This is a genomic window from Brevundimonas albigilva, assembly GCF_023503965.1.
GTDB lineage: Bacteria > Pseudomonadota > Alphaproteobacteria > Caulobacterales > Caulobacteraceae > Brevundimonas > Brevundimonas albigilva.
This window is the reverse complement of the sequence record NZ_CP097298.1, coordinates 2565898-2592304: the sequence shown is the minus strand read 5'-3', so window position 1 is coordinate 2592304 and position 26407 is coordinate 2565898. Positions and strand designations below refer to the sequence as shown.

Annotated in this window: 26 protein-coding genes and 4 pseudogenes; 18 read left to right on the top strand and 12 right to left on the bottom strand. The window is 69.5% G+C overall.

The window, feature by feature from the left end; genetic code table 11:
- Positions 1-8 precede the first annotated feature (8 nt).
- Positions 9-1216, bottom strand: a pseudogene (locus MU852_RS13655) (NAD(P)/FAD-dependent oxidoreductase).
- Between the two features lie 167 nt (positions 1217-1383).
- Here MU852_RS13655 and MU852_RS13650 point away from each other — a divergent pair.
- The 13 genes and pseudogenes from MU852_RS13650 to MU852_RS13590 all read left to right on the top strand — a co-directional run bounded on the left by MU852_RS13650 (position 1384) and on the right by MU852_RS13590 (position 13474).
- Positions 1384-1668 (top strand): YerC/YecD family TrpR-related protein, encoded by a 285-nt coding sequence (locus tag MU852_RS13650; RefSeq protein ID WP_249750019.1) that lies wholly within the window; start codon positions 1384-1386, stop codon positions 1666-1668.
- 10 nt (positions 1669-1678) lie between these two features.
- Entirely contained in the window at positions 1679-2560 is an 882-nt protein-coding gene (hisG, locus tag MU852_RS13645) for an ATP phosphoribosyltransferase (protein WP_249750018.1), read from the top strand.
- A complete protein-coding gene (hisD, locus tag MU852_RS13640) occupies positions 2560-3867 on the top strand; it encodes a histidinol dehydrogenase (RefSeq protein WP_249750017.1) in 1308 nt (435 codons plus the stop codon). The genes hisG and hisD overlap by 1 nt, the downstream gene beginning before the upstream one ends.
- The gene (gene hisB / locus MU852_RS13635; RefSeq protein ID WP_249750016.1) at positions 3864-5288 is read left to right on the top strand and encodes an imidazoleglycerol-phosphate dehydratase HisB; all 1425 of its coding nucleotides are present in this window, start codon (positions 3864-3866) and stop codon (positions 5286-5288) included. The genes hisD and hisB overlap by 4 nt, the downstream gene beginning before the upstream one ends.
- On the top strand, positions 5285-5887 hold the full coding sequence (gene hisH, locus MU852_RS13630; RefSeq protein WP_249750015.1) for an imidazole glycerol phosphate synthase subunit HisH: 603 nt from the start codon (positions 5285-5287) through the stop codon (positions 5885-5887). The genes hisB and hisH overlap by 4 nt, the downstream gene beginning before the upstream one ends.
- Complete coding sequence (hisA, locus tag MU852_RS13625; RefSeq protein ID WP_249750014.1) at positions 5881-6618, top strand: 1-(5-phosphoribosyl)-5-[(5-phosphoribosylamino)methylideneamino]imidazole-4-carboxamide isomerase; 738 nt, start codon at positions 5881-5883, stop codon at positions 6616-6618. Before hisH ends, hisA begins: the two co-directional genes overlap by 7 nt.
- Positions 6615-7382, top strand: coding sequence for an imidazole glycerol phosphate synthase subunit HisF (gene hisF / locus MU852_RS13620; protein WP_249750013.1), 768 nt, complete (start codon positions 6615-6617; stop codon positions 7380-7382). The genes hisA and hisF overlap by 4 nt, the downstream gene beginning before the upstream one ends.
- Positions 7379-8005 (top strand): bifunctional phosphoribosyl-AMP cyclohydrolase/phosphoribosyl-ATP diphosphatase HisIE, encoded by a 627-nt coding sequence (gene hisIE, locus MU852_RS13615; RefSeq protein WP_249750012.1) that lies wholly within the window; start codon positions 7379-7381, stop codon positions 8003-8005. The genes hisF and hisIE overlap by 4 nt, the downstream gene beginning before the upstream one ends.
- Before the next feature lie 51 nt (positions 8006-8056).
- Positions 8057-9517, top strand: a complete 1461-nt coding sequence (gene zwf / locus MU852_RS13610) for a glucose-6-phosphate dehydrogenase (protein ID WP_249750011.1) — start codon at positions 8057-8059, stop codon at positions 9515-9517.
- A 12-nt stretch (positions 9518-9529) separates the two neighbouring features.
- Positions 9530-10222 (top strand): 6-phosphogluconolactonase, encoded by a 693-nt coding sequence (gene pgl, locus MU852_RS13605; protein ID WP_347342396.1) that lies wholly within the window; start codon positions 9530-9532, stop codon positions 10220-10222.
- A gap of 1 nt (position 10223) precedes the next feature.
- Positions 10224-12114: pseudogene (gene edd, locus MU852_RS13600) on the top strand (phosphogluconate dehydratase).
- A 29-nt stretch (positions 12115-12143) separates the two neighbouring features.
- Positions 12144-13115, top strand: a complete 972-nt coding sequence (gene glk, locus MU852_RS13595) for a glucokinase (protein WP_249750010.1) — start codon at positions 12144-12146, stop codon at positions 13113-13115.
- 83 nt (positions 13116-13198) lie between these two features.
- Positions 13199-13474, top strand: a complete 276-nt coding sequence (locus MU852_RS13590) for a hypothetical protein (RefSeq protein ID WP_249750009.1) — start codon at positions 13199-13201, stop codon at positions 13472-13474.
- Between the two features lie 84 nt (positions 13475-13558).
- On the opposite strand, the gene MU852_RS13585 is transcribed toward MU852_RS13590, so the two are convergent.
- The 9 genes and pseudogenes from MU852_RS13585 to MU852_RS17500 form a co-directional block, all read right to left on the bottom strand.
- Entirely contained in the window at positions 13559-13927 is a 369-nt protein-coding gene (locus MU852_RS13585; RefSeq protein ID WP_249750008.1) for a hypothetical protein, read from the bottom strand.
- Positions 13924-15222, bottom strand: coding sequence for a homogentisate 1,2-dioxygenase (gene hmgA, locus MU852_RS13580; RefSeq protein WP_249750007.1), 1299 nt, complete (start codon positions 15220-15222; stop codon positions 13924-13926). Before hmgA ends, MU852_RS13585 begins: the two co-directional genes overlap by 4 nt.
- 48 nt (positions 15223-15270) lie before the next feature.
- Positions 15271-15729: an FAD-dependent oxidoreductase gene (locus MU852_RS17970; protein WP_249750006.1), complete on the bottom strand. Its 459-nt coding sequence runs from the start codon at positions 15727-15729 to the stop codon at positions 15271-15273.
- Positions 15730-15734: 5 nt separating this feature from the next.
- Positions 15735-16325, bottom strand: a complete 591-nt coding sequence (locus MU852_RS17965; RefSeq protein WP_347342308.1) for an FAD-dependent oxidoreductase — start codon at positions 16323-16325, stop codon at positions 15735-15737.
- A complete protein-coding gene (gene mnmC2, locus MU852_RS17960) occupies positions 16268-17077 on the bottom strand; it encodes a tRNA (5-methylaminomethyl-2-thiouridine)(34)-methyltransferase MnmC2 (RefSeq protein WP_249750005.1) in 810 nt (269 codons plus the stop codon). The genes MU852_RS17965 and mnmC2 overlap by 58 nt, the downstream gene beginning before the upstream one ends.
- Positions 17078-17155: 78 nt before the next feature.
- Positions 17156-17455, bottom strand: a complete 300-nt coding sequence (locus MU852_RS13560) for a hypothetical protein (RefSeq protein ID WP_249750004.1) — start codon at positions 17453-17455, stop codon at positions 17156-17158.
- Between the two features lie 138 nt (positions 17456-17593).
- Positions 17594-18458, bottom strand: a pseudogene (motA, locus tag MU852_RS13555) (flagellar motor stator protein MotA).
- 131 nt (positions 18459-18589) lie between these two features.
- On the bottom strand, positions 18590-20341 hold the full coding sequence (locus tag MU852_RS13550; RefSeq protein WP_430641153.1) for a long-chain-acyl-CoA synthetase: 1752 nt from the start codon (positions 20339-20341) through the stop codon (positions 18590-18592).
- A gap of 394 nt (positions 20342-20735) precedes the next feature.
- Positions 20736-20861, bottom strand: a complete 126-nt coding sequence (locus tag MU852_RS17500; RefSeq protein WP_283843631.1) for a hypothetical protein — start codon at positions 20859-20861, stop codon at positions 20736-20738.
- Positions 20862-21050: 189 nt separating this feature from the next.
- On the opposite strand from MU852_RS17500, the gene MU852_RS13545 reads away from it, so the two are divergent.
- Positions 21051-21242, top strand: a complete 192-nt coding sequence (locus tag MU852_RS13545; RefSeq protein ID WP_249750002.1) for a hypothetical protein — start codon at positions 21051-21053, stop codon at positions 21240-21242.
- Positions 21243-21292: 50 nt separating this feature from the next.
- Here MU852_RS13545 and MU852_RS13540 read toward each other — a convergent pair whose 3' ends face one another.
- Positions 21293-22009, bottom strand: a complete 717-nt coding sequence (locus MU852_RS13540; protein WP_249750001.1) for an NAD-dependent deacylase — start codon at positions 22007-22009, stop codon at positions 21293-21295.
- Between the two features lie 103 nt (positions 22010-22112).
- Positions 22113-22919: an FkbM family methyltransferase gene (locus MU852_RS13535; RefSeq protein WP_249750000.1), complete on the bottom strand. Its 807-nt coding sequence runs from the start codon at positions 22917-22919 to the stop codon at positions 22113-22115.
- Between the two features lie 129 nt (positions 22920-23048).
- On the opposite strand from MU852_RS13535, the gene MU852_RS13530 reads away from it, so the two are divergent.
- The 4 genes and pseudogenes from MU852_RS13530 to MU852_RS13515 all read left to right on the top strand — a co-directional run bounded on the left by MU852_RS13530 (position 23049) and on the right by MU852_RS13515 (position 26399).
- Positions 23049-24155: an S-(hydroxymethyl)glutathione dehydrogenase/class III alcohol dehydrogenase gene (locus MU852_RS13530; RefSeq protein ID WP_249749999.1), complete on the top strand. Its 1107-nt coding sequence runs from the start codon at positions 23049-23051 to the stop codon at positions 24153-24155.
- Positions 24156-24218: 63 nt separating this feature from the next.
- On the top strand, positions 24219-24605 hold the full coding sequence (locus MU852_RS13525) for a VOC family protein (protein ID WP_249749998.1): 387 nt from the start codon (positions 24219-24221) through the stop codon (positions 24603-24605).
- A pseudogene (fghA, locus tag MU852_RS13520) lies at positions 24605-25440 on the top strand (S-formylglutathione hydrolase). Before MU852_RS13525 ends, fghA begins: the two are co-directional and overlap by 1 nt.
- Positions 25440-26399, top strand: a complete 960-nt coding sequence (locus tag MU852_RS13515; protein ID WP_249749997.1) for a DUF4350 domain-containing protein — start codon at positions 25440-25442, stop codon at positions 26397-26399. The pseudogene fghA and the gene MU852_RS13515 overlap by 1 nt, the downstream one beginning before the upstream one ends.
- The last annotated feature ends 8 nt before the right edge of the window (positions 26400-26407 follow it).

The window sequence follows — 26407 nt, the reverse complement described above, 5'->3', positions numbered from 1 at the left end:
GAAGGAAGTCAGCCCGCCGCCACGGCCTTCATCGACACGGTCGGGTCCGCCAGCCTGCCGGCGTCCACCGGGGTCGCCGCGGCGATCAGCTTCTTTCCCGCCATGAACTCGGGCGGGGCGTTGACCGCCTCGACGCAGACCACCGTGTCGCCCGCCAGGTGGAAGACGGCGAAGGCGCCGCCGGCCGGGTCGCCCCTCAGCACTTGGCGGTCCGCCGCGAACGGCAGGCCGGCGATCTGCAGCTTGAATTCGTACTGATCGGACCAGAACCACGGAACCTCCGGGGCGGGACCGGTTCGGCCGACGATGGCGGCCGCCGCCTGCTTGGCCTGCTCCAGCGCGTTCGGAACGCTTTCCAGCCGGTGATGAATCCCGCCATGAACCGGGATGGGCCGTCGCGTCATGTCGCCCACGGCGAAGACGGCGGGGTCGCTGGTTCGCGCCTCCCCGTCCACCACCACGCCGTCGTCGCACAACAGGCCCGCCGAGCGCGCCAGGCCGTCGCTGGCGGCGGCCCCGACGCCGACCAGGACGGCGTCCGCCTGGATCGTCGACCCGTCGGCCAGGGTCACGCCGTCGCGGCCGATGGCCGTCACCTCGGCGCCGGTCAGTATCTGCACGCCGTGCGCGCGATGGCGCTGGGTGAAGAAGTCCGCCAGGGTCTGCGACGCCACCCGCGCGAGGACCCGGGGCGCGCGCTCGATCACGACCGCCTCGGCGCCCAGGGCGCGCGCGGACGCCGCCGCCTCCAGCCCGACATAGCCGCCGCCGACCACCGCCAGACGCCGCCCCGGTCCCAGGACGGCCTTCAGCCGCTCGGCGTCATGCAAGGTGCGGAGCTCCAGGAGGTCCGGGTGATCGCCGCCGGGCACGGGCAGCTTGCGCGCCGTGGAGCCCGTCGCCAGCACCAGGACGTCATAGGTCTCTTCGGTCCCGTCGTGAAATCCGACCCGCCGCGCCGCCGGATCGACCGAGACGGCCTGGACGCCCGGACGGAAGTCGATGTCCTGCTCGGCGTAGAAGCCGAGGGGGCGCAGCAATAGCGCCTCCAGGTCCGCCTCGCCCTTCAGCCAGGCCTTGGACAGCGGCGGCCGCTGATAGGGGGCGCGTCCTCCTGGCCCGCCAGCACGATCGGCCCCTGGTGTCCGTACTGTCGCAGAAAGGCCGCGACGGAGCCGCCGGCGTGCCCGGCGCCGATGATCAGAACCTTGGTCATGGCGGGACAGATAGAGCGGCGAGCGGCGAGTGGCGAGTGGCGAGTTGGCCTTCTCGCCCCTCTCCATCGTCATCCTAGGGCTGGGGCCGAGGATGACGAGCGAAATGGGAGGGCGACGCCCCGAACGCCCTTGACCGTTCCATCGTTACATCATAGTGGAACGCGCCATGACCGCCCCGCCCGCCCGCGCAGCCCTGCATGACGCGCTCCTTTCGATGGAGACGCGCGAGGAGATGGACGCCTTCCTGGCCGACCTGTGCACCCCAGCCGAACTGCGCGCCTTCGCCGAGCGCTGGCAGGTCGCGCGTCTGCTGGACCAGGGCGGCAAGTCCTATCGCGAGATCGCCGCCGAGGCGCACGCCAGCCCCACCACCGTGGTCCGCGTCGCCCGCTATCTGAAAGACATGCCGCACCAGGGATACCGCATCGCCCTGGACCGGCTGAAAGCCTGAGTATTCGAACATGAGCACCGTGCAGGGACGGCTTCGCATCGCCGTCCAGAAATCCGGCCGCCTGGCCGACCGCAGCCTGGACCTGATCCGCGACGCGGGCCTGAAGTGGGTCAAGGGCCACAACGACCTGCTGTACCGGGTCGAGAATTATCCGATCGACCTGCTGCGCGTGCGCGACGACGACATCCCCACCTTCGTGGCCGACGGCGTCTGCGACCTGGGCATCGTCGGCGAGAACGTGCTGGAGGAGGGCAAGAACGGCGGGGCGAACGCCGCCATCGTCATGCCGCTGGGTTTCGGCCGCTGCACCCTGAAGATCGCGACCCCGCCGACCCTGCCCTATGAGGGTCCGACCTCGCTGGAGGGCCTCAGGATCGCGACCTCCTATCCGAAGATCCTGCGCCGCTTCTTGGACGACAACGGGGTCGCCGCCGACATCGTGACCATGCGCGGCGCGGTCGAGGTCGCGCCCCGGCTGAAGCTGGCGGCCGCCATCTGCGACCTGGTGTCGACGGGCGCGACGCTGGAGGCCAACGGGCTGAAGGCCCAGGACACGGTGCTGGAAAGCCAGGCGGTGCTGATCCGTTCGCCCATCGCCCCCGAGCCGGAACTGGCCGAACTGCTGGACAGCGTGATCGAGCGGATGGCGGGCGTCGTCTCCTCGCAAGGGGCGAAATACGTCATGCTGAACGCACCCCGCGCGGCGCTGGACCAGATCACCGCCATCCTTCCTGGCGCCGGTTCGCCCACCGTCATGCCCCTGTCGGGCCGCGACGACGCGGTGGCCGTCCACGCCGTGTGCCAGGAGGCGGTCTTCTGGGAGACGCTGGAGAAGCTGAAGGCCGCCGGCGCCTCGGCCATCCTGGTCCTGCCGATCGAGAAGATGATGTGATGAAGCGCATCGACTGGTCATCGCTGGACGACGCGGGACGAAAGGCCGCGCTGGCCCGCCCCGCGCGCCGGACATCGGGCGACGTGACGAACGTCGTGCGCGACATCCTGGACGACGTGCGCGAACGCGGCGGCGCGGCCGTGGTCGATTGGTGCGTGAGGCTGGACAAGGCCCCGCCCCGCCGGATCGCCATCACCGAGCAGGCCGTCGCCGAGGCCCGGAACGCCCTGCCGCCCGCCGACACCCGCGCGCTTCGTATGGCGGCCGAGAACGTCCGCATCTTTCACCAGGCGACCCGGCCGGAAGACACGCCCTTCGTCGAGACGACCCCCGGCGTGCGGTCGAAACTGGCGTGGCGTCCGATCGCGTCGGCGGGCCTTTACGTGCCCGGCGGCACGGCGCCGCTGTTCTCGTCCTTGCTGATGCTGGCCATACCCGCCGGCGTGGCGGGGGTGGGCGAGCGTGTCGCCGTGACCCCGCCGGGCAAGGACGGAAGCGTCCATCCCGCCATGATCCTGGCCGCCGCCGAGGCGGGCCTGGACGCCCTGTGGCTGATGGGCGGGGCCCAGGCCATCGCCGCCCTGACGTTCGGCGTCGAACTGGAGGACGGGACCATACCGGCCTGCGGCAAGCTGTTCGGCCCCGGCAACGCCTATGTGGCCGAGGCCAAGAAGCAGGCCGCCGCCCTGCCCGGCGGCCCCGCCGTCGACATGCCCGCCGGCCCGTCGGAACTGATGGTCATCGTCGATCGCGACGCCGCGCCCGAGATCGCCGCCGCCGACCTGTTGAGCCAGGCCGAACACGACACCGACGCCCAGGTGATCCTGGTCTCCACCAGCCGCGCCACGATCGACTACGTCCTGGCCGAGGTGGAGGCCCAGGTTTCGACCCTGCCGCGCGAGGCCGTCGCCCGCGCCTCGCTCCAGGAAGGCCGCGCCATTCTGGTGCGCGATCTGGACGCCGCCTGCGAGGCGGCCAACCTCTATGGTCCCGAACATCTGGCGATTCAGGTGGAGTACGCCGAGGAACTGGTGGAGCGGATTCAGGCGGCCGGCGCCGTCTTTGTCGGGCGCTTCGCCGCCGAGACGCTTGGCGATTACGCCGCCGGCCCCAGCCACGTCCTGCCGACCGACGGCGGCGCGCGCACCTTGGGCGGCGTGACGACTGCCAGCTTCATGACCACCATGTCGGTGCAGCAGGTCGATCGGGACGGCGCGCGCCGACTGGCCCCTGTCGCGGCGCGCCTGGCCCGGATGGAGGGCCTGGAGGCCCACGCCCGCGCCGCCGACCTGAGGAGCGAGGCATGACCCTGCCCGCCCCCTATCCGCCGCTGGCGTCGGGCGGCGACGGCCTGGATCGCTATCCGACCGATCCGCGGGCGCTGGCCGCGCGCATGGCGGCGATCTATGGCGCGCCGGTCGACCAGGTGCTGCCGGTGCGCGGCCTGACGCATGGGCTAGAGCTGGTCTGGCGTCTGGCCGCCCGCGACGGCGGCGCGGTCGAGGCGCCCAAGGCCGAACCCTATGACAGCCTGGCCGCCATCTATCCGACGAAAGGCGAGGCGGCGGCCGTCGTCGTCCGCGCCCTCGGATCGCCGGAGGCCGTGGCCGAAATGGCCGCCCGCGTCTTCCCCGCCCTGCTCGTGGTCGATGAAGGGCTGATCGAATTCTCCGACAGCGTCTCGGCCGTCACCGTCGTCGCCGACCACCCCAATCTGGTCGTCCTTCGCAGCCTGTCGCTGGCGTATGGCCTGGCGGGGGCGCGGGTCGGCGCGGCTGTCGCCCGGCCCGAGGTCCTGGCGCGCCTGGCGTCGGTGCGGGAGCCCTACGCCCTGCCCGAGCCGCTGGTTCGCCTGGCGATGCAGGCCCTGGATCCGTCCAGGATGATCGAGACGGGCGAACGCATCGCCTCGGTCCGACGCGAACGTGAACGGATCGCGCGCGAACTGGGCCGACAGATGACGGTCGAGCCGGGCGTCGGGCCCATCGTCATGGCCCGGCCGGAGAATGCGGCGGCGATGCTGGCGGCGCTGCGGACCTATGGCGTCGACGCCGACCTGTCCGGCGACCGGCTGCGCTTGCCGATCTCGATCAGGCCCGAGGTCAACGACCGGCTGCTGGCCGCCTTCGGCCTGACGCCCGCCAAGCGTCGCCCGGCCCGCGTCGGCCAGGCCGTGCGCGACACCAAGGAAACCCGCATCGTCTGCGCCGTCGACCTGGACGCGGCCGGCCCGATCCGCATCGAAACCGGCGTCGGCTTCTTCGATCACATGCTCGAGCAGATCGCCGCCCACGGGGGCTTCTCCCTGCGGCTGCAGTGCGAGGGCGATCTGCACACCGACCCGCACCACACCATCGAGGACAGCGCCATCGCCCTGGGCCAGGCGCTGAAGCAGGCGCTGGGCGAACGCCGGGGCATCGCCCGCTACGGCTTCGTACTGGCCATGGACGAGGCCGAGGCCCACGTCGCCCTCGACCTGTCGGGGCGGCCGTACCCCGTGTTCGAGGGACGCTTCGAGACGCCCTACATCGGCGAATACCGCACCGACCTGACCGCCCACGTCTTCCGCTCGCTGGCCGAGGCGATGGGCGCCGCCGTCCACATCAAGGTCACGGGCCAGGACGACCATCACAAGACCGAAGCCGCCTACAAGGGTTTCGGGCGCGCCCTGCGCCAGGCCATCCGGATCGAAGGCGACGCCGTGCCGTCGACCAAGGGGGTGCTGTGAGCGAGGTCGCCGTCGTCGCCTATGGCGCGGGAAACGTCGCCTCGGTCCAGTTCGCGCTGGAGCGGCTGGGCGCCTCCGTGCGCCTGACCGACGATCCGGCCGTCGTCGCGGACGCCGAGCGCGTCATCCTGCCCGGCGTGGGCGCCGCAGGTTATGCGATGACGCGTCTGGCCGAACTGGGCCTGGTCGAGCCGCTTCGGGCCTTTTCGCGTCCGTTGCTGGGCGTGTGCCTGGGCCAGCAACTGCTGTTCGAGCGCAGCGAGGAAGGCGACGGCGTTCGGATGCTGGGCGTCATCCCGGGCGCGGTCAGGCGACTGGCGCCCGAAGGCGACCTGCCGGTGCCCCACATGGGCTGGAGCCGCCTGACGCCGGATCGGGACGATCCGCTGCTGGACGACGTCGCGGCCGGCGCCTACGCCTATTTCGTTCACGGCTTCGCCTGCCCGGACGGTCCGGCGACCCTGGCGCGCGCGGACTATGGCGGCGCGGTCCCCGCCGTGGTGCGGTCGGCCAATCGCTGGGGCTGCCAGTTTCACCCCGAACGGTCGGCCGACACGGGCGCGACCATTCTCAAGAACTTCCTGAGTCTCCCATGCTGATCTACCCCGCCATCGACCTGAAGGACGGCGTCTGCGTGCGCCTGATGCACGGCGACTTCGATCAGGTGACGCGCTACGACGACCAACCCGCCGCGCGTCTGACGACCTTCGCCGCAGAGGGCGCGCAGTGGATCCACGTCGTCGATCTGGATGGCGCCGAAGCCGGCCGGGCGATGCAGCACGGGCTCATCGGCGAACTGACGAGCGCCATTGACGTCAAGATCCAGTCCGGCGGCGGCGTGCGCGGCGCCAACGACGTGGCCGCGCTGTTGGACGCCGGCGTCTCGCGGGTCGTCATCGGCTCCCTGGCCGTCACGCAGCCAAACGACGTCGCCGCCTGGCTCAAGGGTTTCGGGGCCGAGCGCATCACCCTGGCGTTGGACGTCAAGATAGACGGCGGCGTTCCCATCGCCGCCTTGAAGGGCTGGACCCAGTCCTCTGGCGTCACCTTGTGGGACGCCTTGGATCGCTATCCGAAGGGCGTGGCCAAACACCTGCTGGTCACCGACGTGGGCCGCGACGGCGCCCTGACCGGACCGAATCTGGAGCTGCTTTCGGAGATCCGCTTGAGACGGCCCGACCTGGTGCTGCAAGCGTCGGGCGGCGTCTCGTCGCTGCAGGACATCGCCGCGATCAAGGCTTTGGGGTGCAACGGCGTCATCGTCGGCCGCGCGCTCTACGAAAACCGCTTCACCTTGCCCGAGGCCATCGCGACGGCCCGGCGATCATGACCGCACGGCGCATCATTCCCTGTCTGGACGTCAAGGACGGCCGGGTGGTCAAGGGCGTCAAATTCGTGGGCCATGCGGACATGGGCGACGCCGCCGACCTGGCCGCGCGCTACCGCGACCAGGGGGCGGACGAACTGGTCTTCTATGACATCGCGGCCAGCCCCGAGGGGCGGACGCTGGACTATGGCTGGATCCGGGACATCGCCCGGCTGCTGGACATCCCCTTCTGCGTCGCCGGCGGCATCCGCAGCGTGGAGCAGGCGGCGCGGTGCCTGGATCACGGCGCGGACAAGGTGTCGATCAACTCCCCGGCGCTGGAGCGGCCCGAACTGATCGCCGAAATGGCCGAGCGGCTGGGCGGCCAGTGCGTGGTGGTCGGCGTCGACAGCCGGTTCGAGGACGGCGAATGGGTCGTGCACAAGTACACCGGCGATCCGGACGCCCGTCGCCGCGCGGGCAAGCGCACGCTCGACTGGCTGGACCAGGCGCAGGGCCTGGGCGCGGGCGAGATCGTGCTGAACTGCATCGACCAGGACGGGGTGCGCAGGGGCTATGACATCGAACAACTGGCCGCGGCCCGCGCCCGACTGACCATTCCGCTGATCGCCTCGGGCGGCGCCGGCGCGCCGGAGCATTTCAGGGACGTCTTCAGACAGGCGAACGTCTCGGGCGCGCTGGCCGCCAGCGTGTTCCATACGGGGGCGATCGCGATCCCGGGCCTGAAGACCTATCTCGCAGACCAGGGGCTGGAGATGCGCCTATGACATTCGACCCGGACACCGTCGACTTCGCCAAGGGGAACGGCCTGGTTCCGGTCGTGGTCCAGGACGCCGACACCCTGCAGGTCCTGACCCTGGCCTATATGGACCGCGCGGCGGTGGACGAGACCATGTCTTCGGGCGAGGCGACCTTCTTCTCCCGCTCGCGCGGCGGTCGGTGGCGAAAGGGCGAAACCTCGGGCGACCGGCTGCATGTCGTCTCGATCACGCCGGACTGCGACGCCGACGCCCTGGTGCTGGGGGTGCGCCCGGTCGGGAACGCCTGCCATCTGCACCGCACCAGCTGTTTCGGCGATGGCGACGCTCCGGGCCTGGGCCGTATCGCCCGGCTGGAACAGACCATCCGTCAGCGCGCCGCCGCAGACCCGTCAGAGAGCTGGACGGCGCGGCTGATCGCGCAGGGCCCCAAGCGGATCGCCCAGAAGGTCGGCGAGGAAGGCGTGGAGACCGCCCTGGCCGGCGTGGCGGGGCCGGACGAAGAACTGGCCAGCGAAGCGGCGGACCTGATCTACCACCTGCTCGTTCTTCTCCATGCCCGTAACATGGTGTTTCAGGACGTCCTCGACGTGTTGGCCTCGCGGGCGGAAGCGGGCAAAGGCGCGGGCTAGGCCGTAAAGGCGATCGGTCCCGGCAAATGGGATTCTGGAAGGGAAGACGGCATGGCGGCACTCATTCTGTTCGGCGGCGGCGGCGACCTCGCCATGCGGATGCTGCTGCCATCGCTCTATTTTCTCGAACACGACGGCCTGCTGCCCGAGGGGCTTAAGATCATCGGCGCGGCGCGCTCGGAAGAGACCCCTGACGAATATGTGGCCAAGGTCCACGCGGCGGTGAAGGCGCGCGCCGAGACCGACCGCCTCTGGGACGAACAAAGCTGGTCGCGCATGAAGGCGCGGCTGGACTACCTGGCCGTGGACGCGACCAGCGCCGACAGCCTGAAGGGACTGAAAGCCAAGGTCGGCGACGACGCCGTCACCTCTTTCCTGGCCGTGTCGCCGTCCCTCTACGCCCGCATCGTCACCGCCATGAAGGCGGCGGGCCTGGCCGAACGGAACGCTCGGATCGTGCTGGAAAAGCCGGTCGGCCGCGACCTGAAGTCCTTCCTGGAGATCGACGACGCCGTCGCCCACGCCTTCCGCGAGGACCAGGTCTTCCGCATCGACCATTACCTGGGCAAGGAGACGGTCCAGAACCTGATCGCCCTGCGGTTCGGCAACACCATCTTCGAGCCGCTGTGGAACAATCTGACGATCGACCACGTGCAGATCACCATCGGCGAGACGGTCGGCGTGGGCGATCGCTGGCCGTACTATGACGAGTACGGCGCGCTGCGCGATATGCTGCAGAACCATATGCTGCAGCTGCTGTGCCTGGTGGCGATGGAGCCGCCCAGCGACCTGGACCCGGACTCGGTCCGCAACGAGAAGGTCAAGGTGCTGCGCTCCTTGCGCCCCATCACGCCGGACGAGGCCGAGCGCGTGACCGTGCGCGGCCAGTATGTGGCGGGCGTTTCCGAGGGCAAGCCGGTCAAGGGCTATGACGAGGAGCGCGGCGAGGACTCCGACACCGAGACCTTCGTCGCCATCCGCGCCGACATCGACAACTGGCGCTGGGCCGGCGTGCCCTTCTTCATGCGCACCGGCAAGCGCCTGCCGGAAAAGCGCACCGAGATCGTGATCCAGTTCAAGCCGGTGCCGCACTCCATCTTCGACCGCGACGATCGGGGCGAGGTGCAGGCCAACCGCATGGTCATCGAGCTGCAGCCCGAGGAAGACATCTCCCTGACCGTGATGAACAAGCGCCCGGGCCTGAGCCAGCGCATGCAGCTGCAGCCGATCAAGATGAGCCTGTCGTGGGGCGTCGACGGCAAGGGCGACGCCCCGCCGCGTCGCCGGATCGCCTATGAGCGGCTGCTGCTGGACGCCATGGCCGGCGATTCCACCCTGTTCGTCCGCCGCGACGAGGCCGAGCAGGCCTGGCGGTGGGTGGACGAGGTCGCCGAGGCCTGGGCCGAATCCGGCCAGAAGCCGCATGAGTACGTCGCCGGAACCTGGGGGCCGGACGCCGCGGATATGCTGGTGGCGCGCACCGGACGCGACTGGAACACCGCCGATGCGTGAGGTTGAAATCGAATCCTTCGCCGGCGTCGACGCCTGGGCCGAGGCCATCGCCGCACGGTTGGCGGAGACCCTGGGCGGCGCCCTGCGCGACGCCGGCCGGGCCGTCTTCGCCGGTCCGGGCGGATCGACCCCGCCCCCGTCTATCGTCGCCTTGCCGCGACCGACCTGGACTGGGCGAACGTCGCCGTCACCCTGGTGGACGAGCGTTACGTCCCCGAGACCTCGCCGGACTCCAACGCCCGGCTGATCCGCGACGTGCTGTTGCAGGGTCCAGCCGCCGCCGCGCGGTTCGTGCCCCTCTATACGCCCGAGGTGACGGTGGACCGCGCCGCCGCGGTGGCCGCGCACGCCCTGGCCGATGTCGGCGGTCGTTTCGACGCGGTCCTTCTCGGCATGGGGGAGGATGGCCATATCTGTTCCATGTTCCCGGAAAGCCCCACCCTCAAGACCCTGCTGACGCCCACCCTGAAACCGACCGTGCTGGGCGTGCCGCACGGCCGCGACGGCCTGGCGCCGCCGCAGGAGCGGCTGTCGATCAACCTGCCCTATCTGATGTCGGCCGGGCGGGTGATCCTGGGCCTGAAGGGCGCGACCAAACGCGCCGTCTTCGAAGACCAGGCCAAGGGCGATCCCAAGGTTCAGCCCATCGCGGCCCTGCTGGCCAATGACGTTCCCCTAGAAGTTCTGTGGACGGAGGAAGGCTGACATGGCCCTTCATCCCACGGTCGCCGCGGTCACCGCCCGCATCGTCGAGAAAAGCCGCGAGACCCGCGCCGACTATCTGCGCCGCATGGACGCCGCGCGCGACAGCGGCGCCGGCCGGGCCAAGCTGAGCTGCGCCAACTGGGCGCACGCCTTCGCCGGCCAGACCATCGCCGACAAGCTGACGGCCATGGACGGCTCCAGGCCGAACCTGGGGATCATCACCGCCTACAACGACATGCTGTCGGCCCACCAGCCGTTCGAACGCTTTCCCGGCGTGGTGCGCCAGGCGGTGCGCGAGGTCGGCGCGACGGCCCAGGTCGCCGGCGGCACGCCCGCCATGTGCGATGGCGTCACGCAGGGCCGGCCGGGCATGGAGCTGTCGCTGTTCAGCCGCGACGTCATCGCCATGTCGGCCGGCGTCGGCCTGACGCACGACGCCTTCGACGCCGCCATGATGCTGGGCGTGTGCGACAAGATCGTGCCGGGCCTGTTCATGGGCGCCCTGGCCTTCGGCCATCTGCCGGTCGTGTTCGCCCCGGCCGGCCCGATGCCGTCGGGCATCCCGAACGCGGAAAAGGCCCGCGTCCGCGCCGAATACGCGCAGAACAAGGTGGACCGGCAGACCCTGCTGGAAAGCGAGATCGGCAGCTATCACTCGCCCGGCACCTGCACCTTCTACGGCACCGCCAACTCCAACCAGATGATGATGGAGCTGGGCGGGCTGCACATGCCGTCCACCGCCTTCGTCCATCCCGACACCGGCCTGCGCGACGCCCTGACGGCGGCGGCGGCCAAGCGGGCGGTCGAACTGGCGCGGACCGGCGAAAGCCGCATGGCCGACGTCATCGACGAGAAGTCCATCGTCAACATGATCGTGGCCCTGCTGGCCACCGGCGGTTCGACCAATCACGCCATCCACCTGGTGGCAATGGCGCGGGCGGCGGGGATCCTGATCGACTGGACCGACATGGACGAGCTGTCGTCGGTCACGCCGCTGCTGGCGCGGGTCTATCCCAACGGCTCGGCGGACGTGAACGCCCCAGGCCGCCGGCGGCGTCGCCTTCGTGGCGCGCGAACTGGCCGCCAACGGAAACATCCACACCGATGTGACCACCATCATGGGCAAGGGCGTCGCCGCCTATTTCCAGGAACCGTCAATGGTGGACGGCGAACTGGTCTGGCGCGACGGCGTGACGGAGAGCCTGGACCGCGACATCCTGCGCCCCGCCTCCGACCCGTTCGACAGGGAGGGCGGCCTGCGTCTGGTCCAGGGCGACCTGGGCCGGGCGGTGATCAAGATCTCGGCGGTCAAGCCCGAGAACCGCATCGTCGAGGCGCCGGCCGCCGTTTTCGAGACCCAGGAGGACGCCCTCCAGGCCTTCAAGGACGGCAAGCTGTTCCGCGATGTGGTTGTGGTGCTGCGCTTCCAGGGGCCCAAGGCCAACGGCATGCCGGAACTGCACAGCCTGTCGCCGGCCCTTTCGGTGATCCAGGACCGCGGCTTCAAGGTCGCCTTCGTCACCGACGGCCGCATGTCGGGCGCCAGCGGCAAGACCCCGGCGGCGATCCACGTCAGCCCCGAGGCCCTGGCCGGCGGGCCCCTGGCCCACATCCGCGACGGCGACATCATCCGCCTGGATCCCGAGGCCGGGGTCCTGACCACCGTGGGCGTCGACGACCTGACGGGCCGCCCGCGCGCCACGCGCAGCCCCGCCCATGCCGAGGGCTCGTCCTGGGGCTATGGACGCGAACTGTTCGGCGCCTTCCGCCATGTCGTCACAACGGCCGAGGAAGGCGCCACCGTCTGCTTCGCCGTCAACGGCTCCAGCAGCGTCGTGCACGCCGACACGCCGCCCAATCCCAATGTCGTCGACCGGACCGTGGACGCCTGATCCGCCGAACCGAGCGCAGGAAACGCATCATGAATGACAAGACCCTTCTCGTCGGCGACGTCGGCGGCACCAATGCTCGTTTCGCCGTGGCCCGCATGGTCGACGGCCGCCCGGTCCTGGACCACCACGAGAGCTTTCCGGCCGAACGTTATCCGACCTTCCTGGAGGGGGTGCAGGCCTTCATCGACGGCTGCGAGGTCAAGCCGTCGGGCGGCGTGATCGCCGTCGCCGGTCCGGTGACGGACGGGGCCATCGACCTGACCAACTCGCCCTGGCAGGTGTCGGAATCCGAACTGCAGACCCTGGGTCTGCAGCCAGTCAAGCTGATCAATGACTTCGAGGCGCTGGCCTGGGGCGCGCCCATCGTGCCGGAGGACCAGTTGGAGAGCCTGGGCGGACCCGTCGACGGCGATCCGCACTCGACCGTGGCGGTGCTGGGTCCCGGCACCGGCTTCGGCGTCTCGGCCCTGGTTCGCGACGCGCACGGCAAGGAAATGGCCATGCCGTCCGAGGGCGGCCACGCCTGCTTCCCGCCCGGAGACCCCGTCGAGGACGAGATCCTGCGAATTTTGCGCCGGCGTTACGACCGGGTGTCGATCGAGCGGCTGATCTGCGGCCCGGGTCTCCTGAACATGCACCGCGCCCTGGCCGAGATCGACGGGCGCGAGACGCATATCGAGGATCCCGCCGAGATCACCGCGACGGCGCTCAAGGACCCCAACAGCCCGTGCGGGGCCACTCTGGCGCGGTTCTGCGCGATCCTGGGCGCGGTCGCCGGCGACATCGCCCTGACCACGGGCGCGCGCGGCGGGGTCTATATCGCCGGCGGCATCGTTCCGCGCATCCTGCCTTTCATCAAGGCCAGCCCGTTCCGCCAACGCTTCGAGCGGAAGGGCCGGTTCAAGGAATACATGGCCGACATCCCGACCAAGGTGATCATGCACAAGCACGCCGCCCTGCTGGGCGCCGCGCGCGTGGCCTTCGCCGAAGCCGGAGAGTAACGGCGGGCTCACACAAAAATCACGCCGGCGTGAACCGATCCGGCGCGGCGACGTTTCCTCTGCTCCACAACGGAGGAAGTTCCATGAAGAAGATCGCCATCGCCGCCGTCTCGCTGTTCGCCCTGGCCGGTGTCGCCGCCTGCGGTGAAAGCGCCACCGACAAGGCCGCCGAAAGCCAAGCCGACGCCATCGAGGCGCAAGGCGAAGCGCGCGCCGATCGCTGGAAGCCCAGGCGGCTCAAGCGCCGACCGACGCTCAGTCCGATGCTCTGGACGCCCAGGCCGACCGCGTCGAAGAGAACGCCGACCGTCGCGCCGATCAGGTCGAGCAGCACGGCGGCAACGCCGACGGCGGCATGACCACCCAGAACACCCCGACGCAGCACTGATCGCCTGGTCGAAGAACGAAAGGCCCCGCTTCGGCGGGGCCTTTTTTTGTGGGCGTCAGTCGATGCAGAGGCCGACGTCGGCCTTGCCGTCCTTCACCGTGGTGTGACAGCCGAACCGGCTGCTGGTCGGCTGGCAGACGCCAGTCGCAGGCTGGCCGGGCTTGGGTGGCGCCCCGTCTTCCAGCCAGCAGTCGCCCTGGCATTGATCGCCGTCGGTGCACCGCTTGCCCGCGTCGGCGTAGGTCACCACGCACTGCCAGCTCTGCAGGCGTCCCACGCGCTGCATCGTCCCGCCGCGCTGGGCGCAGGCCGAGGCGTCGGCGCTCTGGACGGCAGTGTCGGTCGAAGCCGTCGACGCGGCGGGCTGGGGCGCGCAGGCGGCGGCCAGAAGGGCGGCGCCGGCCAGAAGAGCGGTGCGAATCAAGAGACCTGTCCTTTTTCAAAGCCGGACCAGACGTCGTCGTAGTCCAGCTGCATCTGGGGCGAGCCTTGCGCCCATTTCGTGACGCGGATCGGCATCCGGGTCTCGAACATGAAGGCCAGGGTGTTCTCGATCTTGTGCGGCTTCAGCTCGGCCTTGACCGCGCCGTCATAACTGGCCTGGTCGGGACCGTGTCCGCTCATGCGGTTGTGCAGGCTGGCGCCGCCGGGCGCGAAGCCGCCGGCCTTGGCGTCATAGGCGCCGGTGACCAGCCCCATGAACTCGCTCATGACGTTCCTGTGGAACCACGGCGGTCGGAAGGTGTGCTCGGCCACCATCCAGCGCGGCGGAAAGATCACGAAGTCGATGTTGGCCGTGCCGGGCGTCTCGGACGGACTGGTCAGGACGGTGAAGATCGAAGGATCAGGATGATCGTAGCTGACCGTGTTGATCGTGTTGAACCGCGCCGTGTCGTAGCGGCAGGGCGCCAGGTTGCCGTGCCAGGCGACGACGTCCAGCGGGCTGTGGTCGAAGCGCGTGGCCCACAGCCGCCCGCCGAACTTCTGCACGCATTCGGTGGGGCGGTCGACGTCTTCATAGGCGGCGACCGGGGCTTCGAAGTCGCGCGGATTGGCCAGGCCGTTGGCGCCGATCGGCCCCAGGTCGGGGATGCGGAAGGGACTGCCGTAGTTCTCGCAGACATACCCCCGCACCGGGCCGTCGACCTCGACACGGAAGCGGACGCCGCGCGGGATCAGGACGACATGGCCCGGCCCGGCCTCGATCACGCCCATCTCGGTCACGAAGCGATGCGCGCCCTGCTGCGGCACGATCAGAAGTTCGCCGTCGGCGTCGTAGAAGACCCGGCCGATCATAGACCGGTTGGCGGCGTAAAGATGGATGCCCGCCCCGGCGCCCGCGTCCGGCTCTCCATTGCCGCCGTAGGTGACCAGGCCCTCCACCCAGTCGGTTGGCTGTTCCGGCGACGGCAGCGGGTCCCATCGCATCCGGTTGGGATTGGGCGGCGTCTCGTCGAACGGTCCCGATCGAACCCGGCCCTGATCGAAGGGCGCGTAGGGCCCGTGCTGGGCCGACGGTCGCAGGCGGTAGAGCCAGCTTCTGCGGTTCTCGGCGCGCGGCGCGGTGAAGGCCGTGCCGGACAGCTGTTCGGCGTACAGGCCCATCGGCGTCTTCTGCGGCGAGTTCTGTCCCACCGGCAGGGCGCCGGGCGCCGCCTCGGTGGCGAAGTGGTTGCCGAAGCCGGACATATAGGCGGGCGCGTTGGATCGCGTCGTCATCGTGTGTCTCCCTTGACGCGCAGGTGTAGGACTTAAGCCGACGCCGGGCTAGGTTCGAGGTCCGACTTTGGGCCTGAGCGCCGGGCGATCCGGCCTGACGCGACCGGCCAGGGCGCGCGGCAGGGGCGACGGAAGGCCCAGGGCCAGCGCCGCCAGATGCTCGCCCAACAGCGGCGCCAGGCACAGCCCTCGCGACCCCAGCCCGCCCAGCATCAGCAAGCCGCCGTCCAGCCGGCCGGCGATCGGCAGACGGTCGGCGGTGGTCGCACGGACGGCGACGCGCGCCTGGGCGCTGGGCGCCGCCTCCACCCGGTCCGCCAGGGCGGGCGCCCGCGACCTGAGCGTGTCGCGGTTGCGGGCGCTGTCTTCCGGACGGACCGCCAGATCGGTGCGGCCGCGATCATGCGTGGCGCCGAACAGCACCCCCTGCCCTGTCGGGGCCGCATAGCCGCCCCAGGCCACGGCGCGGACGCTCGGCCCCTCGACCCAGTCCGCCTGTCCCCGCACGGGGGTCAATTCGGGATGGCGCGACCGATCCAGAAGCGACGCCGCCCCCCACCCCCGGCCAGGATGACGATGTCCGCCTCGGCGATCACCTCGCCGCCCGGCGCGACCAGCCGCCAGCCCTCTTCGGCCCGCTCCAGACGCTCCACCTGCCCGCTGCGACGATCGACGCCGGCCAGCCAGGCGTCGAGCACGGCAAGAGGCCGCACGACCAGCGCCTGGGCCATCAGCAGCCCGCCCTCCTCCATCGGCTCTCCCAGCCAGTCCGACGCTTGGCGGGGGTTCAGGATCGTCATGGCGTCCGGCGGCCAGATCGGCTGGGCGGCGATCCTGTCGAAACGGGCGACGTCGCGCGGCGCCTGGGGCGTCTGCAGCACGCCGCGCGCGACCACCGCGTTCTCGACATCGCCATAGAGCTGGCACGCTCGCTCCAGCGCCTGGGCGTAGAGGGCCGCCACGTCCGCATCCCCGACGTCTAGACGGGGCGTCACCAGGCCGATGGGAAACCCCGACCCGCCCGCCCCCGGTCGCTCGGCCTCGATCACCACCGGCTGGAGGCCTGCCGCCGCCAGCGCCCGCGCGGCCGAGGCCCCCGCCATGCCCGCGCCGACGACCGCGACCCGCGGGCGGGGATCTGCGGCGTCGCTCGCCCCGGCAGCCGAGCTTCCAGCCGTTCGCGCTTGCGCCCATGTCCGGGCCGCTTGTCGACGACGAAGCCGCGTTCGGCCAGGCCTCGCCGCACCGCCCCGGCCACGGTGAAGGTCGCCACGCGCGCGCCGGGCGCCGACCGCGCCTGGATCAGGTCCAGCACCTGCGGTGACCACATCCCCGGGTTCAGGGCGGGCGAGAAGCCGTCCAGGAACCAGGCGTCCGCCTGGCCCCACCAGGCCTCCAGCGCCCAGGCCGCATCGCCGACCGCCAGGTCCAGGACCGCGTGATGCTCCGGCAGGTCGATGCGGTGAAAGCCGGGCGTGGGCGCCGGCCAGGCCTGGATCAGCGCGCTCGCCGCCTCTCCGACCTCGGGCCAGTTCGCCAGGGCGCGCCCAGCCTCCTGGGCGCTCAGCGGGAACCCCTCGATGGAAAAGACGTGCAGCCGGCCCTCCTGGGGCCGCGTCCGCCGCCACAGGTCCAGCAGGGCGGCGATGTTCAGCCCCGTGCCGAAACCCAGCTCGGCCACGGTGAAGGAGCGACGCCCCGCCCAGGCCTCCGGCAGGCCGCACCCCTGCAGGAACACCGCCCGCGTCTCCGCCAGGCCGTCGTCGCGGGAAAAATAGACGTCTCCGAACCGGCCCGAACGCGGCTCGCCCTCTTCGGTCCAGGTCAGTTGCGGCGAAGCATCCTCGGTCGTCATCGCGCCGCTCTAGCACGGGTCAAGAAAAAGGGCCGCCCCGATGGAGCGGCCCCTATCCCGGTTCACGAACCGATCGGCTCAGTGGGCCGGCGCGGGCGTCGGCGCGGTCTCTTCGGCCGGCGGCTGGGCGGTCATGGCGGCGCCGTCCGGGGCGGCGCCGTCCGGGGCGGCGGTGTCGGCGGCGGCCGAGGCGGCCTCGCCGGCGGCGGCGGCGGCGTCGGTCGCGGCCTGGTCGGCGGTCACGGCGGCGTCGGCGGCGGTGTCGGCGGCGGCGGCCGCATCGGCGGCGGCGTCCTGCGCCTTGTCTTCGCTGGCGTTCTGGCAGGCGGCCAGCGCCAGGGCGGCGGCCGAGGCGACGATCAGGGGGGTGATACGCATGGGGAATTCCTCCGGATGCTGTTGCGAGGTCGATGCCTCTGGCGAACGATAACGCCGCCGTGATCGCATGGGCAAGCCAGGATCAGGGCGGCGTCATGTCGCTTGCTCAACGGTCGGCTGGCTTGGCCGTTCCGCGGATCACTCCGTCAGGCTGTTGAGCGTCTCTTCCATTTCCACGAACGAGGGCTGGGCCACCGAGAGGGATGTCGCCCCGGCCGATCTCGACCGAAATCTGCGCCGCATTGCCGTGCAGGTGCGCGACCAGCACGGATTGGATGATCTTGTAGTAGGCGCCGTCCTGCTCGACGATGTCCTTCAGACGGGTCGCGAACGGCCCGATCATGCCATAGGCCAGGAACACGCCCAGGAAGGTGCCGACCAGGGCCCCGCCGATCATCCCGCCCAGGACCTCGGGCGGCTCGGTGATCGAGCCCATGGTCTTGATGACCCCCAGAACCGCGATGACGATGCCCAGGGCCGGCAGGGCGTCCGCCATGTTCTGCAGGGCGTGAGCGCCCGCCTGGGCCTCGTGATGGTGCTTTTCCAGCTGCTTTTCCATCGCGTCCTCGACCTGGTGCGGATCCTCCAGGTTCATGGTCATCATCCGCAGGGTGTCGCAGATGAAATCGACGGCGAAATGGTCCTTCAGCACCTTGGGGTACTTCTGGAAGATCGGCGATTCCTTGGGCTTTTCGATGTGGCTTTCCAGGGCGACCACGCCCTTGGACTTCATCGTCTTGGTCAGCTGGAACAGCAGCGACAGCAGCTCCTTGTAATCCTGCTTCTTCCACTTGGGCCCGCCGAAGATGCGGCCGAAGCCGCCCAGGGTCGCCTTGATCACGTCCATGCTGTTGGCGATCACGAAGGCGGCGACGCCCGAACCCAGGATCCCCATCAGTTCGAACGGCAGGGAGTGCAGGATGACGGCCATCTTGCCGCCGGCCAGCAGATAGCTGCCGAACACCATGCCGAACAGCAAGACGATGCCGATGATCTGGAACATGAGGCGGGAGGGTCCTGACGCGAAACGCCGGAACCATGACCGTTAATGCTTAAGACCCCGTTTCCCGAACGCCGTCCCGCGACGTCAAAGGCGCGTTTCGCCGTCCAGGATCTTTGTGCGGGCCGCCGCCGTCAGCTTGGCGTAACCGGATTTGCCGCCGCGCACGTACAGGGCCGCGCCGGCCTTGGCCGGATCGAAGCGTCGGCCACCAGGTCGGCCTTGCGGTACTTGAAGGTCCCGGTCGTGTCGGCCGCCTTGATCAGGCGCAGGAACACCGGCTGGGCGTAGGCGGGCAGCTTGCCGTCGACGTGGGCGTCGAAGGCGGCGGCGTCGAACTTTCCGTCGACCACCAGCGCGGCCATGCCGGCCTTGCCGTCGTGGCCCGGCACGGTGACCCCATAGACGATCGCCTCGCTGACGCCGGGCGCATCCATCAGCACCTGTTCGACCTCGGAGGTGGAGACGTTCTCGCCCTTCCAGCGGAAGGTGTCGCCCGTCCGGTCCATGAAGTAGAAATAGCCTTCGTCGTCCTGACGCATCAGGTCGCCGGTGCGGAACCAGCGGTCGCCCTTCTTGAAGACGTCGGTCAGGATCTTCTTCTGCGAGGCGGCCTTGTCGGCGTAGCCCGAGAAATCGTGGCGGATGTCGTTGCCGATCTCGCCGATCGCCTCGCCCACGTCCCCGACGCGGACAGGGCGGCAGAAGCCATCGGGGCCGCGCACGGGCTCCTCCGTCTCCACGTCGAACTGGATCAGGCGGATGTTGATCTGCGACTTCAGATAGCTGGGCACCCGGCCGATCGCGCCCTGCTTGCCGTCGAAGTTGAACAGCGAGACGTTACCTTCGGTCGAGCCGTAGAATTCCAGGATGTTCGGGATACGGAACCGGCTCTGGAACTCGGGCCAGACATCAGCGCGCAGCCCGTTGCCGAAGGCCAGACGCAGCTTGTGCGCCTTTTCGTCCGCGTTCGGCGGACAGTTGACCAGATAGCGGCACAGCTCGCCGATATAGACGAACATCGTGGCCTTCGACGCCTTCACGTCGGGCCAGAAACTGGTCGCCGAGAACTTCTTGCGGATGATCGTCCGCGCGCCGTTCAGGAAGCCCGCGCCGATCCCCACCAGGCCGCCGGTGGAATGATACAGAGGCAGGACGTTGAAGACCCGGTCCTCCGGCGTCGAGGCCGTGGCTCCGGCGAAGGCGCGCATATAGGTGCGGGCGCGCGAATGCGGGATGCGCGCGGCCTTGGGCAGGCCGGTCGTGCCAGAGGTGTAGATGAACAGGCAGGTGTCGCGGTTGGTCAGCCCCTCCCGCGCCGACTTCGCCGGCCGCACCGACGAGCCGCCGCGCACCGGGTTGTCCAGTCCGCGGCGATTGCTGGCCTCCTCGTCCTCGGGCAGGCCCAGGACCCACAGCATCAGGTCGCGGTCGATATGGGGACGCGAGTCTTCGACCTGGCGCCAGCAGTCCTCGTCCGCCACCACGTTGAAGCCGCCGGAAATCGACAGGCAGTGTCCCAGCGCCGGCCCCGCCAGGTTGGTGTTGATCAGGGCCGCCGCCACGCCGACCTTGGAAAAGCCGATCCACGCCGCCAGATATTCCACCCGGTTGGTCATCATCAGGGCGATGGTGTCGCCCTTGCGCAGCCCGCGGCTCTTGGCCCAATGGCCGAAGCGGTTGGCCATGGCGTCGAACTCGCGGAAGGTGACGCTGCGCCGTTCGTCCTCGAAGGCCACGTGGTCGGCGAACTTGTCGACCGCCTCCTCGATGTCGTCGCACAGCAGGACGTCGCTATCCAGTTGGATCGGCTTGATACGCTTGAGCAGGCGGAACAGGCCGCGTGCGAACCGGACGTCGCGTCGGATATTCGCCACCAAACCCATGTCCGCCGATACTCCCGGTCTGTCGTTTCGTCCCTGCCCTTCGGTGATGGCCGAAGGCGCCCGTCCGGGTCAACCGCAAGACTTTAGGGCCGCATGACCCTTCATCCGATTGCCGGCGAGCGTGACCCATTTGTTCGGGTGACGTCGGGGAAATCCAGACCCCGCCCCTCGAATTGCGGCTGAAGCCGGTCGATCCGCGCCAATTTGGCGCGGGTTTCGCCCCAGTCGGGGCCACAACGGTGTTTCTTCAAGGTTTTCGCTCTGTTCGCGGAACGGGCGCCGAGGCCGCGCGGTTGGTTGACCAACGTTATGGAGGACATCTTATGTCTATGACCTATCCGACCCGCGAGCCGGCCTCGGCCATCGATACCCAAGACGCCGTCTTCGTGCCCCGCTACGCCCGCACCGCGCGATCCAGCAAGAAGCCGGTGAAGACTTGGATGATCCTGGCCCCGTTGGGCGCCGTGGTGGTCATCGGCGGCGCGGCGGCGATGATGATGGGCGGCGAGCAGACGAGCATCGCGCCCGCTCCGGCCGAACAGCCCGCCGACACCACGACCCCGGTTTCGTCGCAGGCCGCGTCCAGCGCGATGACGGCCGCCGAGACGCCGGTCGCGACCGCCGCACCGGTCGAAGCGGCCCCGCCCGAACCCGCGACCGCGGCGCCGGCGGCGCGCCGCGCCGAGGCGCCCGCCCGTCGCGCGCCCCCGTGGCGGCGCGCCCGGCCCCGGCCCAGCGCGGACAGGCGCCCGCCGAAGAGGCGCCGGCGGTCGAACCGACCGGCCCGCGTCCCTACAGCGCCGAGACCCGCGTGCTGAACAGCGCGCCGGCCACGGCCGCCCCGGCGACGCCGACCTCGACGCCCCCGGCTCCGGCCATCTCGGTCCAGCCCCTGGACTGATCCGACGATAGGAAGCGACGGCCCCGCCTCTCTCCGGCGGGGCCGTTTTTTCATGGCTTCAAGGCGTCGAAGAAGGCGGGCACGGTTCGCGTGGCGGGGCCGTACGCGCCTTCGTCGAACAGATGACGTCCCGCCGTCGGCTCCAGATTGATCTCCACCGTGCGCGCGCCGGCCGCCTTGGCGATCTGCACGAAACCCGCCGCCGGATAGACTGCGCCCGACGTTCCGATCGAGACGAACAGGTCGCAGCGCCACAAAGCCCTTTCGATCCGGTCCATCTCCAGCGGCGTCTCGCCGAACCAGACGATATGGGGCCGCATCACCCCGTGCGGATGATGCGGCGAGGCCTGATCGGGGGCCATGTCGCCGAACCAGTCGCTGACGACGCCCGAACGGGTGCAGCGCGCCTTCAGCAGCTCCCCATGCATATGGATCAGGTCGAATCCGGGCGCGGGCGGCGTGTCCCGGTGCGCCCGGTCGTGCAGGTCGTCGACGTTCTGCGTCACCAGCAGGACATCGCCTTCCCATCGCGCGGCCAGTCGCGCCAGGGCGACATGGGCGGCGTTGGGTTCGACCTGGCCCAGTTGACGGCGGCGCTGGTTGTAGAAGTCCTGAACCAGCGCGGGATCGGCGGCGTATCCCTCGGGCGTCGCGACCGCCTCGACCCTGTGGCCGCACCACAGCCCGTCCGACGCCCGGAAGGTCGGCACGCCGGATTCCGCCGAGATGCCGGCGCCGGTCAGGATGACGAGATTGCGAGAGGACATGGGCCGATTGAATAGGCTGTCGCCGCGAATGCAAGAATCGAGCGGCTTGTCGATGGGCGATGTGACGCCTACCTGGCCGACTTCGGCGCTTGCCGATCGGCGCTCACGCCGTGCGGCGACCAAGGATAAGGTTGGCTGGGGTCTGGGCGCGGATCGCGTAGGTCGCCTTCACCGCATCGGAAAAGGGCAGATCGTCCAGGCTGCCGACCGAATAGTCGTAGGACGCCTCGATGATGATCCAGCGCGGCCGGTAGGGACTGTCGGCCAGGAGCGCGTTCAGGACCTTGATGTCCTCCCCCTCGATATCCAGGGACAGCAGGTCGAAGTCTTGCGGGACCTGGCGTTCGGCGAGGATGGCGTCCAGTTTGCGGACCTCGACCTCCACGCCGCCCCGCAGCGCGCCCCAGGCTTCGGTCGCCGTGGGGTTCAGGGAGGAGATGTCGTCGTTGACGCCCAGGGACAGCGTGGCGCGCCCCTCGAAATCCGACACGGCGCAGTTCAGAAGTTCGAAATCCAGCCCCGCGAAACCGCGCCGTATGTCCGGAACGAGGGCGGGGTTGGCCTCGATCAGCAGACCCCGCCAGCCGAAATGCTTCAGCAGGTCGTAGGAGTTGGAGCGCTCCACGCCGCGCGCGCCGACATCGACCACCCATCCCGCGCCCTGGTGCTCGGCCACCCACAGGCGCAGGAGGTCGAAGGTTTCGCCGTATTGAGACACATCGTTGGTGAAGCGGCCGCCCTTCGCCGCGAACTCGTCGGAGTCCGTGAAGCCGCGAACGACATCCTCGACCGTCGCCGATCCCGAGGTCAGGGCCTCGAGCCACTGACGGCGTCCGACCTCGTCCGCCGGGCGCCTCAGAAGAGCGACATAGAGGGCGTCGACCAGGGCGCCCGGTTCCAGCGACTTCATGCGCGGCATCCGCTTGATCAAGAATTCGGGCCTTCACCCAAGCCGATGCCGCGGGTTCAAACAAGCCAAGATCGGATGACGAAGGGGATCGGGCGTTGCTAAGAGTGCGCAAAGCCTGAGGAGCCCGCCATGAAAACCCGCGCCGCCGTCGCCTTCGAAGCCAAACGTCCGCTCGAGATCGTCGAACTCGATCTGGAAGGCCCCAAAGCCGGCGAGGTGCTGATCGAGATCAAGGCAACGGGCGTATGCCACACCGACGCCTACACCCTGGACGGGCTGGATTCGGAAGGCATCTTTCCCTCGATCCTCGGTCATGAAGGCGCGGGCGTGGTGGTCGAGGTGGGACCGGGCGTCACCAGCGTCGAGGTCGGCGACCATGTGATCCCGCTCTACACGCCGGAATGCCGCCAGTGTAAGTCGTGCCTCAGCCGCAAGACCAATCTGTGCACCGCGATCCGCGGCACCCAGGGCAAGGGTCTGATGCCCGACGGCACCAGCCGCTTCAGCTACAAGGGCCAGGCCATCGCCCACTACATGGGCTGCTCGACCTTCTCGAACTACACCGTCCTGCCCGAGATCGCGGTGGCGAAGATCCGCAAGGACGCCCCGTTCGACAAGGCGTGCTACGTCGGCTGCGGCGTGACCACGGGCGTGGGGGCGGTGGTGAACACCGCCAAGGTCGAGCCGGGCGCCAACGCCGTGGTCTTCGGCCTGGGCGGCATCGGCCTGAACGTCATCCAGGGGCTGAAGATGGTCGGCGCCGACATGATCGTCGGCGTGGACATCAACGGCGACAAGGAAGAGTGGGGCCGTCGCTTCGGCATGACCCACTTCGTCAATCCGAAGGAGGTGTCGGACGTGGTGGCCCATCTGGTCGAGCTGACCGGCGGCGGGGCCGACTACACCTTCGACTGCACCGGCAACACCGTGGTCATGCGGCAGGCGCTGGAGGCCTGCCACCGCGGCTGGGGCGAAAGCGTCGTCATCGGCGTCGCCGAGGCCGGCAAGGAGATCGCCACCCGCCCGTTCCAGCTGGTCACCGGCCGCGTCTGGCGCGGCTCGGCCTTCGGCGGCGCGCGCGGCCGCACCGACACGCCCAGGATCGTCGACTGGTACATGGACGGCAAGATCGAGATCGACCCCATGATCACCCACATCCTGCCGCTGGAACGCATCAACGAAGCGTTCGACCTGATGCACGCGGGCGAGAGCATCCGCTCGGTGGTGGTGTTTTGAGGTCAGTTGCCGAAAGAAACTGACCTCGCTATCCCTTCCGTCCAAACCCACGGAGCCAAAGCCATGTTCACCCATGTCACCGTCGGCGCGAACGACATCGAGGCGTCTCGCCGGTTCTATGACGCGGCGCTGGGAGCGCTGGGCGTCGAGCCGGCGCAAGGGCCGGACCCCAAGGGCCGCTATTGGTGGCGGACGCGGCTGGGCGCCTTCGCGGTCGGCCATCCGATCGACGGCGAACCGGCCTGCCACGCCAACGGCGGCACCATCGGCTTCGCGGCGAAGACCCCCGAGATAGTCCAGGCCTTCCACGACGCCGGCGTCGCCGCCGGCGGCCGCGCCATCGAAGACCCGCCGGGCGAACGCAAGGGCCCGTTCGGCCTCATGATCCTGGCCTATCTGCGCGATCCCTCCGGCAACAAGATCTGCGCCATGCACCGGACGAGCGGCTGATGGAAACCACGAAGACCCACGTCGTCCACGGCGGAACCCTCCGCTATCTGAAGCACGATAGCGCGACGACCGGCACGCCGATGACCCTGTCGGTCTTCGTCCCGCCGGGGGAAGGGCCGTTCCCGGTCGTGATCTGGCTGTCGGGCCTGACCTGCACCGAGGACAACTTCACCACCAAGGCCGGAGCGTACCGCGCGGCGGCCGAGCATGGGCTGATCGTGGTCGCCCCCGACACCAGCCCGCGCGGAGACGGCGTGGCGGACGATCCGGCCTACGACCTGGGCCAGGGCGCCGGCTTCTATCTGGACGCGACCCAGGCGCCCTGGGCGTCGCATTTCCGCATGGAGTCCTATGTCACCGGCGAGCTGATCGATCTGATCGACGCCCAGTTTCCGACCACCGGCGCCCGCTCGATCCTGGGCCATTCGATGGGCGGGCACGGGGCGCTGACCCTGGCGCTGAACCACCCCGGACTGTTCCAGTCCGTCTCCGCCTTCGCCCCGATCAGTTCGCCGACCCGATGCCCGTGGGGGAAAAGGCCTTCACCGCCTATCTGGGATCGGACGACGTCGCGGCCTGGAACCGTCACGACGCGGCCCGGCTGATCGAGGCGGGCGCCGCGCGCGGGGTCTATGACGACATCCTGATCGACCAGGGCGACGCCGACAGCTTCCTGACCGACCAGCTGAAGCCCGACCTGCTGAAGGCCGCCGCCGAAGCCTCGGGCCAGAAGATCACCATCCGGATGCAACCGGGCTATGACCACTCCTACTTCTTCATGACCAGCTTCATCGACGACCACCTGGCGTTCCACGCCGCGCGATTGAAGCATTGATGCGCGACCGTTGGCTCCTGAACCTCGCCATTCTGTTTGGCGTCATCGCGTCAGGCGCAGCCTCAGCCCAGCAGCAGGCCGGAGACCTCGATTGGCGCCCAACCGTCGTTTCTCCGGCGTATCATGGCGAGGCCCCTCTGATCCGGCTGGATGAGGGCCATGGCGGTGTTCCGAGCCTCGCGAACCGGTATGCCGGTTTCGCGGCCTTGATGCGTGCGGACGGCTATCGCCTCGACGCCGCTCACGAACGATTCGATACGCCGGGGGCCTTGGACGGGGTCGCCGTTCTGGTCATCACCAATCCGCAGCCCCTTGATCCGGCGCAGGCGTCCGCCTTCGACGCGGCGGAGATCGAGGCCTTGGCCCGATGGGTGGAAGGCGGCGGCTCTCTGCTTCTTGCGGCCGACCACGCCCCGCATGGTGCGGCGGCTGAAGCGCTGGGCGCCCGGTTCGGCGTGACCATGGGCAAGGGCTATGCGTTTCAACTGGCCGACGCTCGCGTCAACGCCACCCTGACCTATCCTAGGCAGGCGCTGGCTGACCATCCGATCATCGAAGGCCGCAACCCTGGCGAAACGGTCCGCACGGTGCGTACCTTTACCGGCCAATCGCTGAAAGGGCCGCCGGGCGCGACTGTTTTGATCGCGATGAGCAGCGACGCCATGGAGGCGCCCAATCTGGAGGCGCTTGAGGAAATCGCGCGCCGGCTGCGCGCGGGAGAGGCGCCTTCCGCGGTCGTGTCGGAGTTGGCCCGCCCCGCCCTGCCCGCTCAGGCGCTGGCGTTCGACTTCGGGCACGGACGCGTGGCGGTTCTGGGCGAAGCCGGGATGCTGACCGCCCAGATCGTCCGGTTCGACGACGGCCGCCCTCCCGTTCGCTTCGGTCTCAACACCGAGGGCCACGACGACCAGCAGTTTGCGCTGAACCTCATGCACTGGCTGTCACGCCTGGCGCCCTGATGCTAGAG

Excerpts from the sequence above, each read along its gene's own strand:
- zwf (WP_249750011.1), top strand. The coding sequence starts at position 8,057 with ATGGCGGCACTCATTCTGTTCGGCGGCGGCGGCGACCTCGCCATGCGG.
- MU852_RS13560 (WP_249750004.1), bottom strand. The coding sequence starts at position 17,455 with ATGCGTATCACCCCCCTGATCGTCGCCTCGGCCGCCGCCCTGGCGCTG.
- hmgA (WP_249750007.1), bottom strand. The coding sequence starts at position 15,222 with ATGACGACGCGATCCAACGCGCCCGCCTATATGTCCGGCTTCGGCAAC.
- MU852_RS13550 (WP_430641153.1), bottom strand. The coding sequence starts at position 20,341 with ATGGGTTTGGTGGCGAATATCCGACGCGACGTCCGGTTCGCACGCGGC.
- MU852_RS17965 (WP_347342308.1), bottom strand. The coding sequence starts at position 16,325 with ATGGCGGGGGCCTCGGCCGCGCGGGCGCTGGCGGCGGCAGGCCTCCAG.
- MU852_RS13650 (WP_249750019.1), top strand. The coding sequence starts at position 1,384 with ATGACCGCCCCGCCCGCCCGCGCAGCCCTGCATGACGCGCTCCTTTCG.
- MU852_RS13515 (WP_249749997.1), top strand. The coding sequence starts at position 25,440 with ATGCGCGACCGTTGGCTCCTGAACCTCGCCATTCTGTTTGGCGTCATC.
- MU852_RS17500 (WP_283843631.1), bottom strand. The coding sequence starts at position 20,861 with ATGCTCGTCTGCTCGCCGCCCATCATCATCGCCGCCGCGCCGCCGATG.
- MU852_RS13535 (WP_249750000.1), bottom strand. The coding sequence starts at position 22,919 with ATGAAGTCGCTGGAACCGGGCGCCCTGGTCGACGCCCTCTATGTCGCT.
- MU852_RS13525 (WP_249749998.1), top strand. The coding sequence starts at position 24,219 with ATGTTCACCCATGTCACCGTCGGCGCGAACGACATCGAGGCGTCTCGC.
- MU852_RS13530 (WP_249749999.1), top strand. The coding sequence starts at position 23,049 with ATGAAAACCCGCGCCGCCGTCGCCTTCGAAGCCAAACGTCCGCTCGAG.
- MU852_RS13590 (WP_249750009.1), top strand. The coding sequence starts at position 13,199 with ATGAAGAAGATCGCCATCGCCGCCGTCTCGCTGTTCGCCCTGGCCGGT.
- hisF (WP_249750013.1), top strand. The coding sequence starts at position 6,615 with ATGACCGCACGGCGCATCATTCCCTGTCTGGACGTCAAGGACGGCCGG.
- hisIE (WP_249750012.1), top strand. The coding sequence starts at position 7,379 with ATGACATTCGACCCGGACACCGTCGACTTCGCCAAGGGGAACGGCCTG.
- hisG (WP_249750018.1), top strand. The coding sequence starts at position 1,679 with ATGAGCACCGTGCAGGGACGGCTTCGCATCGCCGTCCAGAAATCCGGC.
- MU852_RS13540 (WP_249750001.1), bottom strand. The coding sequence starts at position 22,009 with ATGTCCTCTCGCAATCTCGTCATCCTGACCGGCGCCGGCATCTCGGCG.
- hisA (WP_249750014.1), top strand. The coding sequence starts at position 5,881 with ATGCTGATCTACCCCGCCATCGACCTGAAGGACGGCGTCTGCGTGCGC.
- glk (WP_249750010.1), top strand. The coding sequence starts at position 12,144 with ATGAATGACAAGACCCTTCTCGTCGGCGACGTCGGCGGCACCAATGCT.
- mnmC2 (WP_249750005.1), bottom strand. The coding sequence starts at position 17,077 with ATGACGACCGAGGATGCTTCGCCGCAACTGACCTGGACCGAAGAGGGC.
- hisD (WP_249750017.1), top strand. The coding sequence starts at position 2,560 with ATGAAGCGCATCGACTGGTCATCGCTGGACGACGCGGGACGAAAGGCC.
- hisB (WP_249750016.1), top strand. The coding sequence starts at position 3,864 with ATGACCCTGCCCGCCCCCTATCCGCCGCTGGCGTCGGGCGGCGACGGC.